Origin of the sequence: Streptomyces chattanoogensis (genome assembly GCF_001294335.1) — a bacterium.
GTDB lineage: Bacteria > Actinomycetota > Actinomycetes > Streptomycetales > Streptomycetaceae > Streptomyces > Streptomyces chattanoogensis.
In genome coordinates this window covers 59,636-79,142 of the sequence record NZ_LGKG01000112.1, presented here as the reverse complement: position 1 = coordinate 79,142, position 19,507 = coordinate 59,636, and the positions used below count along the sequence as shown (strand labels likewise).

12 protein-coding genes are annotated in these 19,507 nt (G+C 71.1%); 6 read left to right on the top strand and 6 right to left on the bottom strand.

Annotated elements, in window-relative coordinates; genetic code table 11:
• Positions 1 to 77: 77 nt before the first annotated feature.
• The 3 genes from ADL29_RS13175 to ADL29_RS13165 form a co-directional block, all read right to left on the bottom strand.
• Positions 78 to 1,070, bottom strand: a complete 993-nt coding sequence (locus tag ADL29_RS13175; RefSeq protein WP_053923853.1) for a serine/threonine-protein kinase — start codon at positions 1,068 to 1,070, stop codon at positions 78 to 80.
• Between the two features lie 63 nt (positions 1,071 to 1,133).
• Entirely contained in the window at positions 1,134 to 1,748 is a 615-nt protein-coding gene (locus ADL29_RS13170) for a hypothetical protein (RefSeq protein WP_245689373.1), read from the bottom strand.
• Between the two features lie 16 nt (positions 1,749 to 1,764).
• Positions 1,765 to 4,107 (bottom strand): FHA domain-containing protein, encoded by a 2,343-nt coding sequence (locus ADL29_RS13165; RefSeq protein ID WP_053923852.1) that lies wholly within the window; start codon positions 4,105 to 4,107, stop codon positions 1,765 to 1,767.
• Between the two features lie 445 nt (positions 4,108 to 4,552).
• Here ADL29_RS13165 and ADL29_RS13160 point away from each other — a divergent pair, with 445 nt between their 5' ends.
• The gene (locus tag ADL29_RS13160; RefSeq protein WP_053923851.1) at positions 4,553 to 5,992 is read left to right on the top strand and encodes a nucleobase:cation symporter-2 family protein; all 1,440 of its coding nucleotides are present in this window, start codon (positions 4,553 to 4,555) and stop codon (positions 5,990 to 5,992) included.
• Positions 5,993 to 6,076: 84 nt separating this feature from the next.
• Here the strand turns inward: ADL29_RS13160 and ADL29_RS13155 are convergent, their stop codons facing one another.
• Positions 6,077 to 6,715 (bottom strand): hypothetical protein, encoded by a 639-nt coding sequence (locus ADL29_RS13155; protein ID WP_053924005.1) that lies wholly within the window; start codon positions 6,713 to 6,715, stop codon positions 6,077 to 6,079.
• An 885-nt stretch (positions 6,716 to 7,600) separates the two neighbouring features.
• On the opposite strand from ADL29_RS13155, the gene ADL29_RS13150 reads away from it, so the two are divergent.
• The 5 genes from ADL29_RS13150 (at position 7,601) to ADL29_RS13130 (ending at position 17,833) form a co-directional block, all read left to right on the top strand.
• Positions 7,601 to 10,021, top strand: a complete 2,421-nt coding sequence (locus tag ADL29_RS13150) for a glycosyltransferase (protein ID WP_053923850.1) — start codon at positions 7,601 to 7,603, stop codon at positions 10,019 to 10,021.
• Positions 10,018 to 11,202: an acyltransferase family protein gene (locus ADL29_RS13145; RefSeq protein ID WP_169795225.1), complete on the top strand. Its 1,185-nt coding sequence runs from the start codon at positions 10,018 to 10,020 to the stop codon at positions 11,200 to 11,202. The genes ADL29_RS13150 and ADL29_RS13145 overlap by 4 nt, the downstream gene beginning before the upstream one ends.
• A 471-nt stretch (positions 11,203 to 11,673) precedes the next feature.
• On the top strand, positions 11,674 to 13,056 hold the full coding sequence (locus tag ADL29_RS13140) for a family 2B encapsulin nanocompartment shell protein (RefSeq protein WP_078970955.1): 1,383 nt from the start codon (positions 11,674 to 11,676) through the stop codon (positions 13,054 to 13,056).
• Positions 13,043 to 14,437: a cysteine desulfurase gene (locus ADL29_RS13135; RefSeq protein ID WP_053923848.1), complete on the top strand. Its 1,395-nt coding sequence runs from the start codon at positions 13,043 to 13,045 to the stop codon at positions 14,435 to 14,437. The genes ADL29_RS13140 and ADL29_RS13135 overlap by 14 nt, the downstream gene beginning before the upstream one ends.
• A 789-nt stretch (positions 14,438 to 15,226) precedes the next feature.
• Entirely contained in the window at positions 15,227 to 17,833 is a 2,607-nt protein-coding gene (locus tag ADL29_RS13130; protein WP_053924003.1) for a SpoIIE family protein phosphatase, read from the top strand.
• Here the strand turns inward: ADL29_RS13130 and ADL29_RS13125 are convergent.
• Both ADL29_RS13125 and ADL29_RS13120 read right to left on the bottom strand, forming a co-directional pair.
• Positions 17,793 to 18,230, bottom strand: a complete 438-nt coding sequence (locus ADL29_RS13125; RefSeq protein WP_053923847.1) for a YkvA family protein — start codon at positions 18,228 to 18,230, stop codon at positions 17,793 to 17,795. The genes ADL29_RS13130 and ADL29_RS13125 overlap by 41 nt on opposite strands.
• A 132-nt stretch (positions 18,231 to 18,362) precedes the next feature.
• Entirely contained in the window at positions 18,363 to 19,502 is a 1,140-nt protein-coding gene (locus ADL29_RS13120) for an agmatine deiminase family protein (protein ID WP_078970953.1), read from the bottom strand.
• Between the last annotated feature and the right edge of the window lie 5 nt (positions 19,503 to 19,507).

Sequence of the window (19,507 nt, the reverse complement as noted above, 5' to 3'; positions counted from 1 at the left end):
ACCGGGTATCTGGGCAGCCTGCTGGGACGGCGGGTGCGGCATCCGGGGGAGGTGGGGGAGAGAAGGCAGGCAAGCCGTCAGCGGCCCAGGAACATCGGTGTGGCCCAGCTCGGTGGTGGCGGGGGGACGGACGTCGGCGGTGGCGGGGGAGTAGTGGCACGTGCGGGCCCGGCGTCCGTGCTCACCTGCGTTTTCCGGTGCCCGCGGTGGGGCGGCTGCGTGTCCTCTGCCGCTCTTCGGCCCGCCGCCCGCAGCGCCGCGACGAACCCCCGGCAGGTGTCGTAACGCTGCTCGGGCGACTTGGCCAGCGCGCGGGCCAGCACCGGGTCGACGTCCGGCGGCAGATCCGGGCGCCGTTCGGTCAGGGCGGGCGGGGAGTCGTACTGATGCGCCCAGAGCAGGGCCATCACATCGTCGCGGCGGAACGGCGGTGCCCCGGTCAGCATCTCGCACAGCACACAGCCCAGGCTGTAGAGATCGCAGCGGCCGTCCACCGGGCGGCCCGAGATCTGCTCGGGCGCCATGTAGTCCACCGTGCCGATGAACTGGCCGCGGCCGGTGAAGCCGGTCAGGGACATCGACCGCTTCGTCAGCCCGAAGTCGGTCAGATAGGCGTGCTCGGGGTGGTCGCTGTCGGTGCCCTCGGCGATCAGGATGTTGCCGGGGGTGACGTCCCGGTGCACCAGGTCGTGCTCGTGGGCGGCATCCAGCGCGGAGGCCACCTGGAGGGCGATCCGGCAGGCGGTCTCCAGCGGCAGCGGCCCCTCCTGCTCGAGCAGCGCCCGCAGATCCTGTCCCGGGACGTAGCACATGGCGATGTAGAGCACGCCGTCGTCGGCCTCCCCGGCGTCGAAGACCGGCACGATGTGCGGATGGTTGATAGCCGCGGCCGCCTTCGACTCGTGCACGAAGCGCTGGCGGTAGGTCTCGTTGCGGACGTGCTCGGGGGCCATCAGTTTGAGCGCCACGGTGCGGGGGAGCTTCAGGTCCTCCGCCTTGTAGACGATCGCCATACCGCCGCGGCCGATCTCGTCCCCGAGGACGTAGCAGGCCACCCGGCGGCCGCGCATCCCCGAGGTCCCGGGCGCGGTCGAAGGCACCCCGGACGCCGGCTCCCCGGTGTTCACCCCGCGTCACCCCCCGAGGCGCCGGCCGCGCACCGCGTCACCGCCGGCCGCCGAGGCCCCGTACGACCCGTACGGCGCGGTCGGAGGCGGCGCGGACGCCGGGGGATCCGGGGTCTCGCCCTCCCGGCTCCGCGTCGAGGGCCCCGCCGTCACCGCATAGGTCTCCAGCGACACCCCGTCGCAGTAGCACCACCGCTCGTGCCGGGCGTCGTACAGCCACACCGCCTCGCCGTCCATCACCACCCCCACCCGCATGCCGCGCGTCCGCTGCCCGAACGCCTCGCCGTCCAGCCGCCCCGCGACCAGCTCCTCGACCAGCCGGCGGTAGCGGACCAGCTCGCTCTCGACCCCGCCCAGCAGCGGCCGGGGGTCCGTGGTCCGGGTGGGCGGCGCGGCGGCGGCGGGCGGGCCGTGCGGGATCGACAGCAGCAGCCGGCCGTCCACCCAGGCCGACCAGCCGTTGTGGCACAGTGCCAGCGCCCAGTCGCCCAGCCGGTCGATGACCTGGACGGGGAGCAGCGGGTCCAGCGGCACCGTGGGCCGGGCGGCGTCCGGCGCGGACCAGGCCGGCATGCCGTCCGGGGGGACCACGTGGCTGGGCTGGAATTCGGGCGTGGTCATGGGCAGCTCCTTGACGCTACTTGCGCATGATCTCGGGCTCATGCCGCCGCAGCAGCCGGGTGACCAGGAAGCCGAAGAGGGCGGACAGCACGATCAGCAGGCCCATGTCGAGCAGCCAGACCACCGGCCGGTGCTGGAAGAGCGGGTCCGCGGTGACGTCCCCCGGCACGATCCGGTGCAGGTCGACCGTCCCGGCCATCGCGGCGAGCGCCCATCTCGACGGCACCAGCCACGACAGCTGTTCCAGCCCCGCCACGCCGTGCAGCTTCAGCTGCACTCCGCAGAAGACGACCTGCACGATCGCGAGGAGGACCAGCAGCGGCATGGTGACCTCCTCCTTGCGCACCAGGGCGGACACGAAGAGGCCGAGCATCATCGCCGTGAACGCCAACAGCGCCACGGCGAGCGTGATTTCGGCAAGGGAAGGTACCAACAGCCCTTTGCCGCCTGGCGAGTTGACATCGACGCCGAACAGTCCGACCGTGGTCAGCACCACAGCCTGTACCACCGTTACAGTACCCAGCACCAGCACCTTGGACATCACATACGCCGAGCGGGACAGGCCGACGGCTCTCTCCCGCTGATAGATCGTCCGTTCCTTGACCAGCTCGCGTACGGCATTGGCGGCGCCGGTCAGGACCGCTCCGACGCACAGGATCAGCAGCGTCTGGGGCGCCGTGTCCCGGGTGAGGGCGCTTCCGGCCAGCGCGCGTGTCATCGCCCCCATGACGAAGGGCAGCGCGACCATGACGATCAGGAAGGTACGGTCCGCGCTCAGCGCCGCCGCATACCGCTGCACCAGCGTGCGCAACTGCCCGCCCCAGCTCTGCGCCTTGGGCGCGGCCACGGAGCCCCGCGGGGCCTCGGGGGCCTGCCGCGGCTGCCGGGAGTCCGCGGAGATGCAGCGCCGGTGCAGCGGCGAGGCGCGGTACTGCCCCGCCCAGTCCCGCGCGATGTCCGTCTCGAAGGCCTCGAACGCCTCGGGCCACTGCGCGAACCCGAAGAACGCCAGCGCCTCGTCGGGCGGCCCGTAGTACGCGATCTTCCCGCCGGGCGCGAGGACCAGCAGCCGGTCGCAGACGTCCAGGCTCAGCACGCTGTGCGTGACGACGATGACCGTGCGGCCGTCGTCGGCCAGGCCGCGCAGGGTATGCATCACCGAGCGGTCCATCCCGGGGTCGAGCCCGGAGGTCGGCTCGTCGAGGAAGAGCAGCGACGGTTTGGTCAGCAGCTCGAGCGCCACGTTCACCCTCTTGCGCTGGCCGCCCGAGAGGCTGTGGATGGCCTGCCCGGCCCGCTCGGTGAGCCCCAGTTCACGGATGACCTCGTCCACCCGGGCCTGCCGTTCGGCCTTCGCGGTGTCCTCCGGGAAGCGCAGCCGGGCGGCGTAGCCGAGGGCCCGGCGCACGGTCAGCTGGGTGTGCAGGATGTCGTCCTGCGGTACGAGTCCGATGCGCCGGCGCAGCTCGGCGTAGTCGCGGTAGAGGTCCCGTCCGTCGTAGAGCACCGTGCCCTCGTCGGCGGGCCGCAGCCCGGTCAGCGCGTTGAGCAGCGTCGACTTGCCGGCTCCGCTCGGTCCGACCACCGCCAGCAGCGACTTCTCGCCGACGGGGAAGGACACATGGTCGAGCAGCGTCCGGCGGCCCCTGTCGACCGTGACGGCCAGGTCCTGGACGTCCAGTGAGACCTCACCGGTGTCGATGAACTCCTGCAGTTCCTCTCCGACGAGCACGAAGGCGCTGTGGCCGATGCCGATGATGTCGCCGGGGATGACCAGGGCGCGGGTGACCGGCTGGCCGTTGAGGTAGGTGCCGTTGTGGCTGCCCAGGTCGGCGATCTCGTAGCCGTCCGGTCCGGCCCGCAGTTCGGCGTGCCGGCGGGAGACGGCGAGATCGTCGACGACCAGGTCGTTGTCGGGTGCCCTGCCGATCCGGGTGGTCCTGGCGGCGGGCAGCGGCCGCACCGCACTGGGCCGCCGGAAAGTGTGGGTGCCGGAGGGGTGCGGCACCGATGAGGGCCGGCCGGATTCCTGCCGGGGCCCCGGCGTGCCGCTGAGCACCGCGCACGGCCCGTCGGCCGGGCTGCCGAACCGGATCACGCTGCCCGGCCCGACATCGCAGTGGTCCACCCGCCGCCCGTCGGTGTACGTCCCGTTGGTGCTGTGCGCGTCCTCGATCATCCAGTGGCCGTCGGTCGTCCGCAGCACCGCGTGATGCCAGGAGACCCGGGCGTCGGTGAGGACGACTTCACTGGCGGGGTCACGGCCCACGTGGTACGTCCGGTGCGGATCCATCACCACCGAGCCGCCGTCGGCCTCGACAAGGAGTTCCGGCGCGGTGGCATCCGGGCGCTTGGCCATATCTGGAGTTTACGGCGACGGGCCGGGCCCTGCCTCTTCACGGAGGCCGGCACGGCGCACAAAACGCCAGGTCAGGGCCAGTGTGTGTGCCAGGTCGGGGCCAGTGTGCGCCCCACGTACCGCCGTGCCGGTCCGCAATACCGACGGGCGTGACCCCCGGTTACTCGCGAGAAATACCCCAGGTCAACTATGGTGAACGCCCGATCGACTCGCCTGCAATTTCAAAGGAAATACCGGAATTTGCCCGGCCGATCGAAGGAAGTCCTGTCGAACCAGGACACAATGCGCAGCAGAAGCAGGGCTACGCAGTAGAAGCAGGGCTACGTGGTGTCGGCAACACCGCTCACCGTCGGCTTTGTAGGACCAGGCCGGTCCCGTCATGCCATCCGGACATGCCGGAGCCGGTTCCCTTCTTATTCACCTACCTCGTGAAGGCAAGGCAGAGATGGCACGATCCTCCCGACATTCCTCCCCGCAGTTCCCCGGACAGCGCACGCATCCCGTCGACGAGGTGCTCCCCGTCGGCAAACTCGCGCTCTACGGTTTCCAGCACGTCCTCGCCTTCTATGCCGCGGCCGTCATCGTCCCCATACTCGTCGGCAATGCCCTGGGCCTGACCCATGAGCAGCTCGTCTACCTGATCAACGCGGACCTGCTGACCTGCGGTATCGCCTCGATCATCCAGGCCTTCGGCATCTGGAAGATCGGCGCCCGGCTGCCGCTCGTCCAGGGTGTCACCTTCACCGCGGTCTCCCCGATGATCGCTATCGGCCTGGGTGCGGGCGGCGGTGTCGCCGGACTGCTCGTCGTCTACGGCGCGGTCATCACCGCGGGTATCGCGACCTTCCTGTTCGCGCCGTTCTTCAGCAAATTGGTGAAGTATTTCCCGCCGGTCGTCATCGGCACGATCCTCACCATCATCGGCCTCACCCTCATACCCCAGGGACTCCAGGACGCGGCCGGCGGCGCCCAGTTGGCCGGGCATCCCGAATTCGGTTCCGCGAAGAATCTCGGATACGCCCTGGGCACCCTGCTGTTCATCCTGGCCGTGGTCCGCGTCGGAAAGCCGTATCTGAGCAGCCTGGCTGTTCTGCTCGGACTGGTCGGCGGCACGGCGGTTGCCTGGGCCTTCGGCGATGTCGACTTCAGCGCGGTGGGCAATGCCGACTGGTTCGGCGTCAGCACCCCCTTCCATTACGGAATGCCGAAGTTCGAGCTGTTCCCCATCATCGCCATGGCCGTCGTCATGCTGATCACGATGGTGGAAACCACCGGAGATGTGTACGCGATCGGGGAAATCACCCGGAAAAGGGTCGACAACACCACCGTCGCCAACGCCCTGCGCGCCGACGGTGTGGCCACCGTGCTCGGCGGAGTCTTCAACTCCTTCCCGTACGTGGCGTTCGCCGAGAACATCGGCCTGGTGCGGATGTCCAGGGTGATGAGCCGCTTCGTGGTGGTCGCGGCCGGTCTCTTCATGATCGCCCTGGGGCTGCTGCCGAAGGTCGGCAGCGTGGTCGCCGTGATTCCGCACCCGGTGCTCGGCGGCGCCGCCATCTCGATGTTCGGCATGGTCGCCACCGTCGGCATCCAGATCCTGGGCAAGGTGGATCTGCGCGAGGAGCGCAACGCCCTGATCCTGGCCGTCAGCCTCGGTGCCGGGCTGCTGCCCTCCGCGGTCGCGCCGTTCTTCGACCGGATGCCCGACGATGTGAAGGCGATCCTCGACAGCGGGATCACCCTGGGCGGTCTGACCGCCATCCTGCTCAATCTGTTCTTCAACGTCCTCACCCGCCGCAGGACGATGGAGATCGACTGGGACGACATCGAGGACGACGGGCCGACGGATCCGGCGGGCCCGCCGCTGGGCGCCGCCGCGCACTGAGCCGCACCGCCGGACGCGGGCCGCTCCGCCCGCCCGTGTCCGGCGCCTCACCCGCGCCGGCGCCCCGCCGGGGCACCGCTTCGCTCAGTGCGTCACCGAGTGGAACGGCGGCGCCTCACCGGCCTCGCCGATCAGCTCCCAGAAGTGGTCGACCAGCCGGCGCAGATACGCCGAACGCTCGGCCGCCACCTCCTTGAGCCGCGCGTCGTCGTTACGGGCCACCACATGCCCCATGTAGCGCTCGGCGAACTCCGCGAACTCCCCGTGCATCGTGCGCAGCGCATCGCTGACCCGGGTCTTGTTCAGCGTGGTGATCTCCATGACCGGAGAGACATGCGTCTTCCAGCGCCCGTCGATCGCGGCCCGCAGATGTCCGGCCAGCTCGTCGACCCGGCCCATCACGCCGATCAGCTTCCGCAGCGACAGCCCCAGGGCATCCACCAGCGCCTTGGTCTGGCGGTAGTCACCGGTCCAGCGCTGCTCCGACTCGGCCAGCCGGTAGGTGTGCGGGTCCATGCCGATCAGCTGCGCCAGCCGCTCCGTGCCCAGCTGACGGGCCATCCGGTGCTCGGCCAGCGTCCGCGGCTCGACGCCCATCAGGACCGTGGGGGCGCACCACAGGACATCGGCCAGCGCGAAGAGCTGCGACTCGGTCGGCACTTGGGAGCCGTACTCCCAGGCCTCGATCGTCTCGGGCCGGGCAGGCGCGCCGCACGCCGTCATGGACTGGGCGACCTGAGCGGTGGTCAGGCCCACCCGGGCCCGCGCCGAACGGGCCTCTTGGGGGGAAAACGGAGTGCTGTACACGTACGGGACACCTCGCTGCACCCGGCGGAGCGGTGGGGTGCTTGGGAGCGGGAGATGGAGGAACATCCAGGGGCGGGCAGATTAACAGATCGTTCGGACGTACGAATCTCCAGATCCCCTTCGAAACGAAGGCGCCGGGTCGGTTGGCCGGGAGTACGGGCGGGTGAGGCGGGAATTGGTCCTTATCGTCCGATATCGCTTATCAACTTGCTTACCGTGTATAGCCGATGCTCTGGTGCGTACGGGGCAGTAGCACTCATTGAGACCGGTGTGACGATGGGCCGTAATGAGAGCGTTACGTGGATGACGGGGCGGCGTCACAGTGATCGCCGAGGCTGGCGTTGCCGTAAGGCCCGCCACGCGGCATCCTTTGGCACAACTGAAATCCGGTCCTCCCCCACAATCCGATCAGGATGGGACCCTTCATATGCGATCACTGCTGGAATGCGTCCGCGCATTTCCTGGCCCCACGGCCACTGGCTCCCTGGCCCTGCGTTCCGACGAGGCGGGCCGATCCGCGGAGAGACAGTCGCTGCCGGTGCTCGCGAAAGCTGTACTTGTCATGCATCTGGCAAGTGCGGCGTCGCTGTCCGGCGCTCTCCCCTCATGACGCCCGCGCCACCGCGCGCGCTCCGGTAACCGCCCGGGTGCTTCCCCACATCCCCCGGCGGCCCGTCATGGCCGCGGCGCACCCGGCGTTGTCGACGCCGTCGCGCCCCATGCCGCCCCGGTCCGGACCGCCGCTCACCGCGCGCCCGGACCCGCTGCGGCATGCCTCGTCGTACGAAAGGACCCCACAAGGTGCTCACTTCGCACCCCACAGGCTCTCAGGGCACTCCCACCGCCCTGCTGGGCACTGAGGACGACCCCGACACCCATACCCGCACCCCTGATGTCACTGACGCCGTACCGGCCCGCCCCGGCGGACACGTCCTGGTCGTCGGCACCCCGGGACCACGGCTGGAGCGGCTCACCCGCACCCTGCGCGCCACCGGACACGACGTCAGCCAGGCCCCGCCCGGTGAGGTCAACCGCCGCGTCGGGCAGGCGGCCCCGGACGCCATCGTCGCCCTCGACGAACGGCACGAGCGGGCCGAAGGGGGTGAACACGCCGCCCCGCACCCCGGACTCGACGTCATCCGCGAGGTCCGCACCGTCCCCGCCGGCCAGGCGCTGCCGCTCCTGATGGTCACCGCGGGCACCGAGCCCGCCGGCGTCGCGCACCTGCTGCGCCAGGGCGCCGACGACTGCATACCCGAGGCCTCCGACCCGGTCGAACTCTCCGCCCGGATCGAGGCCAAACTGCGCCGCGTGCCCGTCCCGGTGGAGAACCTCCTCCAGGACCCGCGCACCGGCCTCTACTCCCACCCGCACTTCCATGACGAGCTCGACCGCGAACTCCAGCGCCCCGCGGCCGGCCGGCGCGGCGGTGTCCTCGCCGTCGTCGCCGTCGCCGAGACGGTTGCCCTGGAGACCCGCCTCGGCCCCCGGGTGCGCCGCGAGGTCGCCGAGCGGCTGGCCGGTGTCGCCGAGCGCGTGGGCAGCTTCTGCGACCGGCTCGGCTGGAACGACGACGGCCATCTGCTGATGCTGCTGCCCGGCGTCGACGAGGAGACCGCCCGGCACGGTCTGGAGAAGTTCGCCACCACCGTGGCCGGCACCCGCTTCATCGTCGCCGACGAGAACGTCCGCCTCACCCCCGCGATCGGCTATCTCCCGCTGGCCGAGTGCGTCACCGGCACCCAGGCCCTGGAAAAGGCCCGCGACGCGGCCAACGAAGCGCTCCGTCACCGGGACCTGCGCCCGGTCCGCTACGCCCCCTGGATGCGGCCCGCGCCCCACCGCCACCGGCGCCGCCCGATCGGCTCCCTCATCCGCCCCGCCCTCGCCTCGCTCTCGCCGGTACTGGCGTTACTGCTCGGCATCGGCGTCCCGTTCGCGCTCTACCGGCAGACCTACGAACTGGGCTGGGACCTGGGCTCGTCGATGTACTGGGTGGTGGTGGCAGGCCTGGTCCTGTCCGCCCTGCTCATCGTCCTGGAATGCCTCTACTCGCTCGACTCCACCGCCCGGCCCGAGAAACCCGGCGCCCCCTACCCGCCCGCCAGCGCCGTCATCGCCGCCTACCTGCCCAACGAGGCCGCGACCATCGTCGACACCGTCGAGTCGTTCCTCGGCCTCGACTACCCGGGCGAGCTCGAGATCGTCCTCGCGTACAACACCCCGCACCCGCTGCCCGTCGAGGACACCCTCCGCGAGATGGCCGCCCGCGATCCGCGCCTGGTGCTGCTCCCGGTCGCCGGTTCCACCTCCAAGGCGCAGAACATCAACGCCGCGGTCACCCGGATCCGCGGCGAGTTCGTCGGCATCTTCGACGCCGACCACCACCCGGCCCCGACCGCCTTCCAGCACGCCTGGCACTGGCTGTCCAACGGCTATGACGTCGTCCAGGGACACTGCGTCATCCGCAACGGCGACAGCTCCCGCGTCGCCCGGCTGGTGGCCGTCGAATTCGAGGCGATCTACGCGGTCAGCCACCCCGGCCGCACCCGGCTGTACGGCTTCGGTGTCTTCGGCGGCTCCAACGGCTTCTGGCGCACCGATCTGCTCGCCCGCACCCGGATGCACGGCTCGATGCTCACCGAGGACATCGACTCCACCCTGCGCGCCCTCAACGAAGGTGCCCGCTTCGCCGTCGACCGCACCCTCATCTCCCGCGAACTGGCCCCCACCACCCTCAAGGCCCTGTGGAACCAGCGCTCCCGCTGGGCCCAGGGCTGGCTCCAGGTCTCGCTCAAGCACCTGTGGCACGGTCTGCGGTCGCCCGTCTTCACGGCCCGTCAGAAACTCGGTCTGCTGGTCCTGCTCGGCTGGCGCGAAGTGCAGCCCTGGCTCACCCTCCAGATCCTGCCGATCCTGCTCTACTCGGCCTGGCGCACCGGCGGCTTCGACCGGCTCGACTGGGCGGTGCCGGTCTGCGTCCTGGCGATGGCGCTCACCCTGGCGGCCGGACCGATCCAGGCACTCTTCGCCTGGCGCCTGGCCGTCCCCGAACTGCGCACCCGCAGGCCCTGGTTCTGGTCGTACTTCTTCGTCTCCACCTTCTTCTACAGCCACTTCAAGAACATGGTGGCCCGGCAGGCCCATCTGAAGGAGGCGCTCGGCGACCGGCAGTGGCGGGTCACCCCTCGCGCCGCGGTGAAGGCGGTGGCCCGCCGATGAGCACCGGAGCCGCACCGGCCGGCAGCCGGGCCGGCGTCATCGACGGCTTCCGCGGGCTCGCCGCGCTGAGCACCGTCGCCTTCCACGTCTGGCAGCAGTACTTCCGCTACGACGCCCAGGGCAGCCATCCACCGGTCGGCAACCCGGTACTGAACGGCGTCCTCTCCCTGGAGGTCATCGACCTGTTCTTCGTGCTGTCCGCGTATCTGCTGACGCTGTCGTACGCGCGGGCCGCCATCGACGGGCGCTCGACGAAGCCCGCCCGGCTGTTCCTCTTCCGGCGTGCGATCCGGATCCTGCCGCTGTACGTCCTGGCGGTCCTGGTCGTGTGGGCGACGCGCAACCCCACCCTGCCGGGCAACTGGCGGGACCTGGTGGAACATCTCACCTTCACCCACGTCTTCGACCAGCAGCGGATCTTCTACACCCTCGGTCCTACGTGGTCGCTGTCGCTGGAGGTGCTGTTCTACCTCGTACTGGTGGCGCTGGGGCCGCTCGCGGTACGTGTCTGCCGGCTGCTGCGGCAGCGGCGCAGCCGGGTGGCGGTGTGCGCGGCGGGGTGTGCGGTCCTGTTCGTCGTGCCGCTCGTGTGGATCGCCGTGGCGCACTACGTGGTCGGGGTGCCGCACACGGACTGGGTGGTGTACTTCGGCCCGCAGGCCCGGTTCGGCGGCTTCGCGGCGGGGATGGGACTGGCCGTGGCGACGGCCGCACTCGGTGAGCGGGGGCGGCTCGGCCCGCGTACCGCGCTGCCGCTGGCCGGGCTCGCGCTGGCCGGGCTGTTCGCGCTCTCCCTGCACTCCGGCCCGGAGAACTTCACCTTCACCTTCTACCACCCGATCGCGTCGGCCCTGTGGGTGATGCTGATCTTCAGCACCCTCCATGTCCGTCAACAGAGCTTCTGGCAGGGCTTGTTGACGTCACGCTGGCTGACCGCCGTCGGGCTGGTCAGCTACAGCATGTTCATCTGGCACGAGCCGGTGATGCTCCAGCTGCACAACGCGGGGCTCCTGCCCACCGGCCAGGCGGGTTTCCCGCTCGCCCTGCTGATCGTGTTCGTGGCGGCGGTACCCGCGGCCACCGCCAGCTACTGGCTCATCGAGTACCCGTCCAGTCTGCTGGGCCGCCTCAAGGACAGCCGCGGGCGGCCGCGGGAGTTCTATCCGGAACCGGCGCGGTGACGGTGCGTCGGACCGGGTAACCGCCAAGGCCGAGGTGCGGCGCCGGGGGCCACCCTGCCGCCGCACCTCGGCCTTGGCCGTGGCGACCGCCTTCCAGGGAGGGGCGCGCAGGGGGCGTCACGGAGCACGCGGCGGGGTCATAAGCCCCTCTTTTCGCATATCAAAGCGGCCTTATGAGGGTAAATCAGGTCTCTTGTGGGCTGCGGGCGGGTGCTTCGAGGGGGCCGCGGAACGGGGATTCCGGTTGCTCCACATGTGGTGGCGGGCTTGCCACGCACAGTAGTCGCACGCATATGCGGAATCGGCGATTCGGTGCGGGGATCGTTTCCGGACGCCCTTCGGCCGACGGGCCGTTGCAGGTCGCAGCGTCCCGCCACACGATCGGGACCGTCCCTGCATCCCCAGCGATCGGCCGTTGCGCCGGCCGCTCGGCATGCCTGTTTCATCCGCTTCCTGCCCCAGGAGGATCCCGTGAACGACCGCATGAGTCTCGGCCCGGATGCCGCACGGCAGCTTGCGACCACCACCAAGACCAGCCCCCAGATGCGCGGCATCACCCCGCGCTATCTGCTGCGTGCGCTGCCCTGGGTGGACGTCGAATCCGGCGTCTTCCGCGTCAACCGCCGCCGCACCTACGTCCTCGGCGACGACCGCATCAGCACCCACACCGACAACGGATCGCCGCGCATCATCCCGGGCGACCTGCGCGAACTTCCGTATCTGCGGGAGGCCGACGACGCACTGCTCGCCGAACTCGCCGCGGCCTTCACCGAGGTCACCTTCGAGTCCGGACAGATGCTGGCCCAGGACGGCGATGCGCACGACACGCTGTGGGTCCTCGTCCAGGGCCGCGCCGAGAAGCGGGTCAGCGGCCGCTACGGCGAGGACGCGGTCCTCGAGGTGATCGGCGACGGCCAGTTCTTCGACCTCGACGCCTGGACCCGCGCCGAGCCCATGCCGTACCGGGTCAAGGCGCTCACCCCCGGCTCCGCGCTGTGCGTCGAACGCAGCGTGCTCGCCGGACTGTGTGACCGCGACGCGGCCGTCCGCGGCGCGCTGGACGCCTACCTCGCCGCGGACGGGGTGATGCCGGGCACCGAGGTGCCGGTCGACCTCAAGGCCGGCCACGACGGCGAACCCGACCTTCCCGGGACCTTCGTCGACTACGAGGACACGCCCCGCGAGTACCACATGACCCTCGCCCAGACCGTGCTGCGCGTGCACACCCGGGTCTCCGACCTCTACAACGGGCCCATCGACCAGACCCGCGCCCAGTCCAACCTCACCGTCCACGCGCTGCGCGAGCGCCAGGAGGCCTCGCTGCTCAACCACCCGGAATTCGGCCTCTTCCACAACGTCGCGCCGGGCCAGCGGGTACAGGCGCGCACCGGCTCGCCGACCCCCGACGACCTCGACGAGCTGCTGTCCCGGGTCTGGAAGCACCCCGGCTACTTCCTCGCGCACCCCCGGGCCATCGCCGCGTTCGGCCGGGAATGTACCCGCCGGGGTGTGCCCCCGGTGATCGACACCCGGTTCGGCAGCCCGCTGCTGAGCTGGCGCGGAGTGCCGCTGCTGCCCTCGGACAAGGTGCGGTTCTCCGGAGGCGCCGGCGTCGGCACCACCGAGATCCTGCTGATGCGCGTGGGCGAGGCGGAGCAGGGCGTGGTGGGTCTGCGTCCCGCGAAGGTCAACGACGAGGTCGAACCCGGGCTGTCGATGCGGAACATGGGCGTCGACCAGAAGGGCATCACGTCGTACCTGATGACGGCGTACTTCAACGCCGCGGTGCTGGTGGAGGACGCGATGGCCGTGCTCCAGAACGTCGAGGTGTCCAACTACCATGACTACTCCTGACGTGATGGGGGGCCTGCAGTCCCCGACGGGGCTGAGCGCGCCGGGCGGCGCGGTGCCGATGAGCGGCGCCGTGCCGACCGCCACGGCCCTGCCGGCGGAAGCGGCGGTCCTGCCGGCCGCGACCGCCGCACCGCCGCTCCCTCAGGCCACGGCCGGCCGGCCCGCCGCGTTCTCACCGGAGTTGGTACGCGGGGACTTCCCGATCCTGCACCGCACCGTGAACGGGCATCCGCTGGTGTGGCTCGACAACGGGGCCACGACCCAGAAGCCCCGTCAGGTGATCGAGGCGGTGGCCGGCTTCTACGGCGCGGCCAACTCCAACATCCACCGCGGTGCGCACACCATGGCCCGGGAGGCCACCGAGGCGTACGAAGGGGGCAGGGCGGCGGTCGCCCGGTTTCTGGGGGCGCCGTCCCCGGAAAACATCGTCTTCGTCCGCGGCACCACCGAGGCGGTCAACCTCGTCGCGCAGACCTGGGGGCGGGCCAACCTCGGCCCCGGTGACGACATCCTGGTGCCGGTGCTGGAGCACCACTCCAACATCGTCCCCTGGCAGCTGATCGCCAAGGAGACCCGGGCCCGGGTGGTACCCGTACCGCTGGAGCCGGACGGCCGGATCGACCTCGACGCCTACGCCGATCTGCTCTCCATGCGGACCCAGCTGGTCGCGGTCAGCCAGGCGTCGAATGTGCTCGGCACGGTCCCGCCGGTGAAGGAGATGACCGCACTCGCGCACCGCTACGGGGCGAAGGTGCTGGTCGACGGGGCGCAGGCGGTGGCGCACTTCCCCGTGGACGTGCAGGACCTGGACGCCGACTTCTACGCGTTCTCCGGTCACAAGCTGTTCGCCCCCACGGGCATCGGCGCCCTGTACGTGAAGCCGGAGGTCCTGGCGGGCATGGCGCCGTGGCAGGGCGGCGGCAACATGATCGAGTCGGTGGACTTCGGCCGTACCACCTTCGCCCCCGTGCCGCACCTCATGGAGGCCGGCACCGGGCACATCTCCGGGGTGGTCGGCATGCTGGCCGCCCTGAACTGGCTGACGTCCTTCGACCGGGACGCCATCGCCGCGTACGAGACCTCGCTGATGGCCTACGCACAGCAGGCCCTGGCCACGGTCCCGGGGCTCGAGGTGCTCGGTTCCGCACCCGACCGGATCGCCGTACTCACCTTCACCCTGGCCGGGCACGACCCGGCGGAGATCGCCGACTGGCTGGACCGCGACGGTATCGCCGTCCGCGCGGGCCACCACTGTGCCCAGCCGGCCCTGGCCCACTACGGACTGGAGAGCGCGGCGCGCGCCTCGCTCGCGCTCTACAACACATCGCAGGAGGTGGACCAGCTGGTGGCGTCGCTGCAGCGGTTGCAGCAGGCCGCCTGATGCCGGCGGAACGGCAAAGAGTGCGCGTCCTTCCCCTGGTGGAGGACGCGCACTCGTCCTGAACGGGCGTGGGGAATCGCGCGGGGGAACGGCCGGTGGTGCGGGCGACTCCCGTCGGCCCTGCTTCCTCGTCCCCGACGCGCTCGGCGTCCTGGAGAACGTCGAGGTCACCCGCCCGGGTGCGGGGCCGCGGCAGTCTCCCGCTGCCGGCGGGTGATCACGAACGAAGGAGATTCCGTGTCCCTGCCGTCTCGTATCGCCGCACCGGCGAGCCGGGGCGGTGGCAGCCGCCCGCCGGGCGGTCCCACGGGGCTCGGGACGTCGGGCCTGCGGGTGTGGTCCGGCCGGACCCGGGACGGCCCCCGGCAGCTCGCGCCCCGCCTGGCGGTCGCCTGCGCCGCGGTGGACCCGGCGCATCTGGTCATCCGCTACGCATCCGAGCTGGAGGCTGTTTCCTGGCGGGTCTGTGGGCCTGGCTCGGCAGGGCGGCGCCCCGGTCTCGGTCCGGGGCGCGGCCGTCACCGGGGCAGGCCGCCGGCCGGCCCGTGCCGAGGACGTGTCGTACATGCATGCGATACCTCGGCGTGGTGAGTATCGGATGTATCCGGCACAAGGTACATATGAGGCATGGCCCGAAATTCCGGCCGCTTTCCGTGGCCGTCTTCGGGGCGCTGGTTCACCGGTCGGCGCCCGGGCCGCGGCAACCGGCGGGAGCGGCGTGACAGCCCGCCGCGGCCATCAGCGGGGCGTCTGCGTGTGCTGCCGGGCGTCCGCAGCGTCGCCGGTCAGATGTTCGCCCTGCAGATCCTGGTCGTGCTGCTGCTGGTCGTGGCCGCGGTGGTCACGCTGCTGCTCCAGTCCCGGACCGACAGGTTCCAGGGCGCGCGCGACCGTTCGCTGGCCGCGGCCGAGGCCTTTGCGCACAGCCCCGGCCTGGTCGGCGTCATGCGCGGCGCGCACCCCAGCAAGGTGCTCCAGCCGCTGACCGAGGACGCCCGCAAGAAGGGCGGAGTCGACTTCATCGTCGTCATGAACCGCGACGGCATCCGCTTCACCCACCCCAAGCCCGAAGAGATCGGGAAGCATTTCGTCGGCACCATCAAGCCCTCGCTGGCCGGCCGCACCACCCTCGAGAGCGTCACCGGCCCGCTCGGCCGCGAGGTGCAGGCCGTCGTCCCGGTCATGGATGCGAAGGGCAAGGTCGTGGGCATGGTGTCGGCCGGCCTGAAGGTCCGCCGCGTCAGCAGCGCGATCGACCGGCAGCTGCCGGTCGTGCTCGGCGCCGGGGCCGCCGCCCTCGCCCTGGCCACGGTCGGCTCGGCGCTGGCGAGCACTCGGCTGCGCCGCCAGACCCACGGGCTCGGCCCGGCGGAGATGACCCGCATGTACGAGCACCACGATGCGGTGCTGCATGCGGTGCGCGAGGGCGTGGTCATCGTCGACGCGGACCGGCGCGTCGTGCTGGCGAACGACGAGGCGCGCCAGCTCCTCGCCCTGCCGACGGACGTGGAGGGACGCCGCGTCGACGACCTCGGACTCGGTCCCCGCACGGTCGAGCTGCTGGGCTCCGGGCGCGTCGCCACCGACGAGGTGCTCCCCGTGGGGGACCGGCTGCTGGCGGTGAACAACCGGCCCACGGACCGCAGCGGCGGCCCGCCCGGGAGCGTGGCCACCCTGCGGGATTCCACCGAGCTGCTCGCCCTCGCGGGGAAGGCCGAGTCCGCCCAGAGCCGGCTGCGGCTGCTGTACGACGCCAGCATGACCATCGGCACCACCCTCGATGTGCAGCGCACCGCCGAGGAGCTGACCCAGGTCGCCGCGACGTGGTTCGCCGACTATGTCACCGTCGACCTCGCCGAGCCCGTGCTGAGCGGTGAGGAGCCGCCGGCGGGGTCGTACCGCGAGGCGCCGGAACTGCGCCGGGTGGCGCTCGCCGGTATCAGCGACGACCACCCCCTGCACCCGGCGGGCGAGCTCCACCGCTACCCCGCGGTCACCCCGATGGCCAGGGGCTTTGTCACCGGCCAGTCCGTGCTGGTCAGCGATCTGCGGGCCGCCGACGACTGGCGGGCCCAGGACGAACGCGTCCGGATGGTCGTGAACCACGGGTGCCGGTCGCTCATCACCGTTCCCCTCCAGGCGCGCGGCGTCCTCCTGGGCGTCGCCAACTTCTGGCGCACCAAGGACCGGCCCCGCTTCGAGGAGGGCGACCTCTCGCTCGCCGAGGAGATGGCGGCCCGCGCGGCCGTCTGCATCGACAACGCGCGCCGTTTCACCCGTGAGCACGCCATGGCCGTCACCCTGCAGCACAGCCTGCTGCCCCGCGGCCTGCCCGAACAGAACGCCCTCGACATCGCCCACCGCTATCTGCCCGCGCAGACCGGGGTGGGCGGCGACTGGTTCGATGTCATCCCGCTGCCCGGCGCCCGGGTCGCCCTGGTGATCGGCGACGTGGTCGGGCACGGTCTGCACGCCGCCGCCACGATGGGCCGCCTGCGCACCGCGGTGCAGAACTTCTCCACCCTCGACCTGCCTCCCCACGAGCTCCTCAGCCACCTGGACGAGCTGGTCAACCGCATCGACCAGGAGGCGCTCGCGGCGAACCAGGAGGCCGTGATCGCGGGCGCCACCTGCCTGTACGCGATCTACGACCCCTCCTACGGCGTGTGCAGTCTGTCCCGCGCCGGCCACCTCCTGCCGGCGCTGGTCCACCCCGACGGCACCGTGCAGTTCCCCGAGCTACCGGCCGGTCCGCCGCTCGGCCTCGGCGGTCTGCCCTTCGAGGTGGTGGATCTGCGGATGCCCGAGGGCAGCAGCCTCGTCCTGTACACCGACGGCCTCGTCGAGGACCGCACCCGGGACATCGACAGCGGGCTGCGGACCCTCGCCACCACGCTGGCGCATGCCGGCCGGACGCCTCAGCAGACCTGCGAGGCGGTGCTGCACGCCCTGCTCCCGGACCGCCAGCGCGACGACATCGCGCTGCTCGTGGCCCGCACCCGCCTCCTGGACCCGGGCAGGATCGCCGACTGGGAGGTCCCCTCCGACCCCGCCGCCGTGGCCGACGCGCGTGCGGACCTCGCCCGCCAGCTCACCCGGTGGGACCTGGAGGAAGAGGCCTTCACCACCGAGCTCATCCTCAGCGAACTGATCACCAACGCCATCCGCCACGCCACCGGCCCGATCCGCGTCCGGCTGCTGTACGACCGCACCCTGATCTGCGAGGTCTCCGACACCAGCAGCACCTCCCCGCATCTGCGCTACGCCGCCGACGAGGACGAGGGCGGACGTGGCCTCTTCCTCGTCTCCCAGCTCGCCCAGCGCTGGGGCACCCGCTACACACCCGAAGGCAAGATCATCTGGGCGGAGCAGGCCCTCGGCCGCTCGCTTCTGTGAGCGCCGGCCCGGCGAGCCGGCACACGACGGCGAAGCCGTCCTCGGTGCCCGGCCAGTGCGCGCGCACCGCCTCGATGCCGGCCCGCCGCACCACGCCGCGCAGGACGAAGGCGACGACGATGGCGTCATCCGCGTAGCCGATGACCGGCAGGAAGTCGGGAATCAGGTCGACCGGGCTCGCCAGATAGATCATCAGCAGCGCGAGCCGTAGGCGAACGCCGCGCGGCAGGGAGCCGTCGGCGGCCAGCCGTCCGAACAGCCGCAGCAGATCGGGCAGCAGCCGCACCGCCTCGCCGAGCAGGGCGCCCTTGGGGCGGATCAGCAGCAGGGCGAGGAGCAGGGCCAGCCAGACGGCGGCCAGGCTCACGCCGAGCCCGATCAGGATGTCCCACCACATCGGAGCTGCTCTCCTGTCCCGCGATGCTCAACTCCATGGAACTACGGGGACGCAGTGTCCGACCAGCTCATCGCCGGCCGCCCGGTGCGGTGACCCTGAGGCGGGCCCGGCTCTCCGGGCCCGCCGTCCGGGTCAGACCGTCTCCGGTATCTGCTGGGTGATGCAGTGGACGCCGCCCCCGCCCCACGCGAGCGTGGTGGCGGGGACGCCGACGATCTGTTTGGCGGGGAAGAGGGACTGGATGACGGCGAGCGCCGCGGTGTCGGATGCCGGGATGTCCGCCGTGGGGACCACGACCCCGGTGGCCGTGGGGTAGTAGTTGGTGTAGCTGAAGGTGATCACCTCGTCCGTGCCCACGGTGAACTTGGGCAGGTGGTTCATCTCCGTCAGGGTGAAGCTGCGGCCCCGGGCGTCCGTACTGGCCTCCAGCACGCTCTTGTTCTCGCTCAGGCGCGCGTGGTTGGGGTCGCCGGTGTCGGACGGCAGGTTGATCAGGAGGTGCGCCGGACCTGCGTAGGCGGCGACCAGATCGACATGCCCGTTGGTGACCTCGTCCCCGTACATCCCGTACGGCAGCCAGATCATCTTGGTCGCCTGGTAGGCGTCGAGCAGCACGGCCTCGATCTGGGCCTTGGTCATGTCCGGGTTGCGGTTGGGGTTGAGGAGACACTCCTCGGTGCCGATGATCGTGCCCTGGCCGTCCTGGAGGAGCGCACCGCCCTCGAAGATCATGCCGACGGGCAGCCGGGGCACCTTCAGGTAGTCGCAGACACCCGTGGGGAGGTTGTCGTCCTTGTCGTACGGGAACTTGTTGCCCCAGCCGTTGAACCCGAAGTCGAGGCCGAGCAGCTTCCGTCCGCCGGGGTCGACGCCGAATACAGGGCCGTTGTCGCGCGGCCAGCAGTCGTTGATCGGGTACTCGATCACGCCGACCGTCGGACCGACCTTCTGGCGTACGAAGGCGGCCATGCCCGTGTTGGCCACCATGGTGACCGGCTCGAACCGGGCGATGGCGCGGGCCACGGCGGCGACCTCGTCCTGGACGGCGTGGAGTTTCTGGCCCCAGTTGTCGGCGGCGTCCCACGGGAAGGCCATGATGCAGCCCGCGTGCGGCGCCCATTCCCCGGGCACGGTGTAGGGGGTGCCGTCGTAGGTGGCGGCGTCGGCGCGCCCGGCGCCGGCGAACGCGGCCGTGGCGGCCGCCATCGCGGAGGCGGTCATGAAGCCCCGCCTGCTGAGCCGCAGGCTGCGGGTCGGTCGGGATGCGTCCATCGGGA

What these genes read in the sequence shown, in the direction of transcription:
- ADL29_RS13175 (WP_053923853.1), bottom strand. Translation starts at nt 1,070, where the DNA reads ATGCGCGGCCGCCGGGTGGCCTGCTACGTCCTCGGGGACGAGATCGGC.
- ADL29_RS13170 (WP_245689373.1), bottom strand. Translation starts at nt 1,748, where the DNA reads ATGACCACGCCCGAATTCCAGCCCAGCCACGTGGTCCCCCCGGACGGC.
- ADL29_RS13165 (WP_053923852.1), bottom strand. Translation starts at nt 4,107, where the DNA reads ATGGCCAAGCGCCCGGATGCCACCGCGCCGGAACTCCTTGTCGAGGCC.
- ADL29_RS13160 (WP_053923851.1), top strand. Translation starts at nt 4,553, where the DNA reads ATGGCACGATCCTCCCGACATTCCTCCCCGCAGTTCCCCGGACAGCGC.
- ADL29_RS13155 (WP_053924005.1), bottom strand. Translation starts at nt 6,715, where the DNA reads ATGACGGCGTGCGGCGCGCCTGCCCGGCCCGAGACGATCGAGGCCTGG.
- ADL29_RS13145 (WP_169795225.1), top strand. Translation starts at nt 10,018, where the DNA reads ATGAGCACCGGAGCCGCACCGGCCGGCAGCCGGGCCGGCGTCATCGAC.
- ADL29_RS13135 (WP_053923848.1), top strand. Translation starts at nt 13,043, where the DNA reads ATGACTACTCCTGACGTGATGGGGGGCCTGCAGTCCCCGACGGGGCTG.
- ADL29_RS13130 (WP_053924003.1), top strand. Translation starts at nt 15,227, where the DNA reads ATGTTCGCCCTGCAGATCCTGGTCGTGCTGCTGCTGGTCGTGGCCGCG.
- ADL29_RS13125 (WP_053923847.1), bottom strand. Translation starts at nt 18,230, where the DNA reads ATGTGGTGGGACATCCTGATCGGGCTCGGCGTGAGCCTGGCCGCCGTC.
- ADL29_RS13120 (WP_078970953.1), bottom strand. Translation starts at nt 19,502, where the DNA reads ATGGACGCATCCCGACCGACCCGCAGCCTGCGGCTCAGCAGGCGGGGC.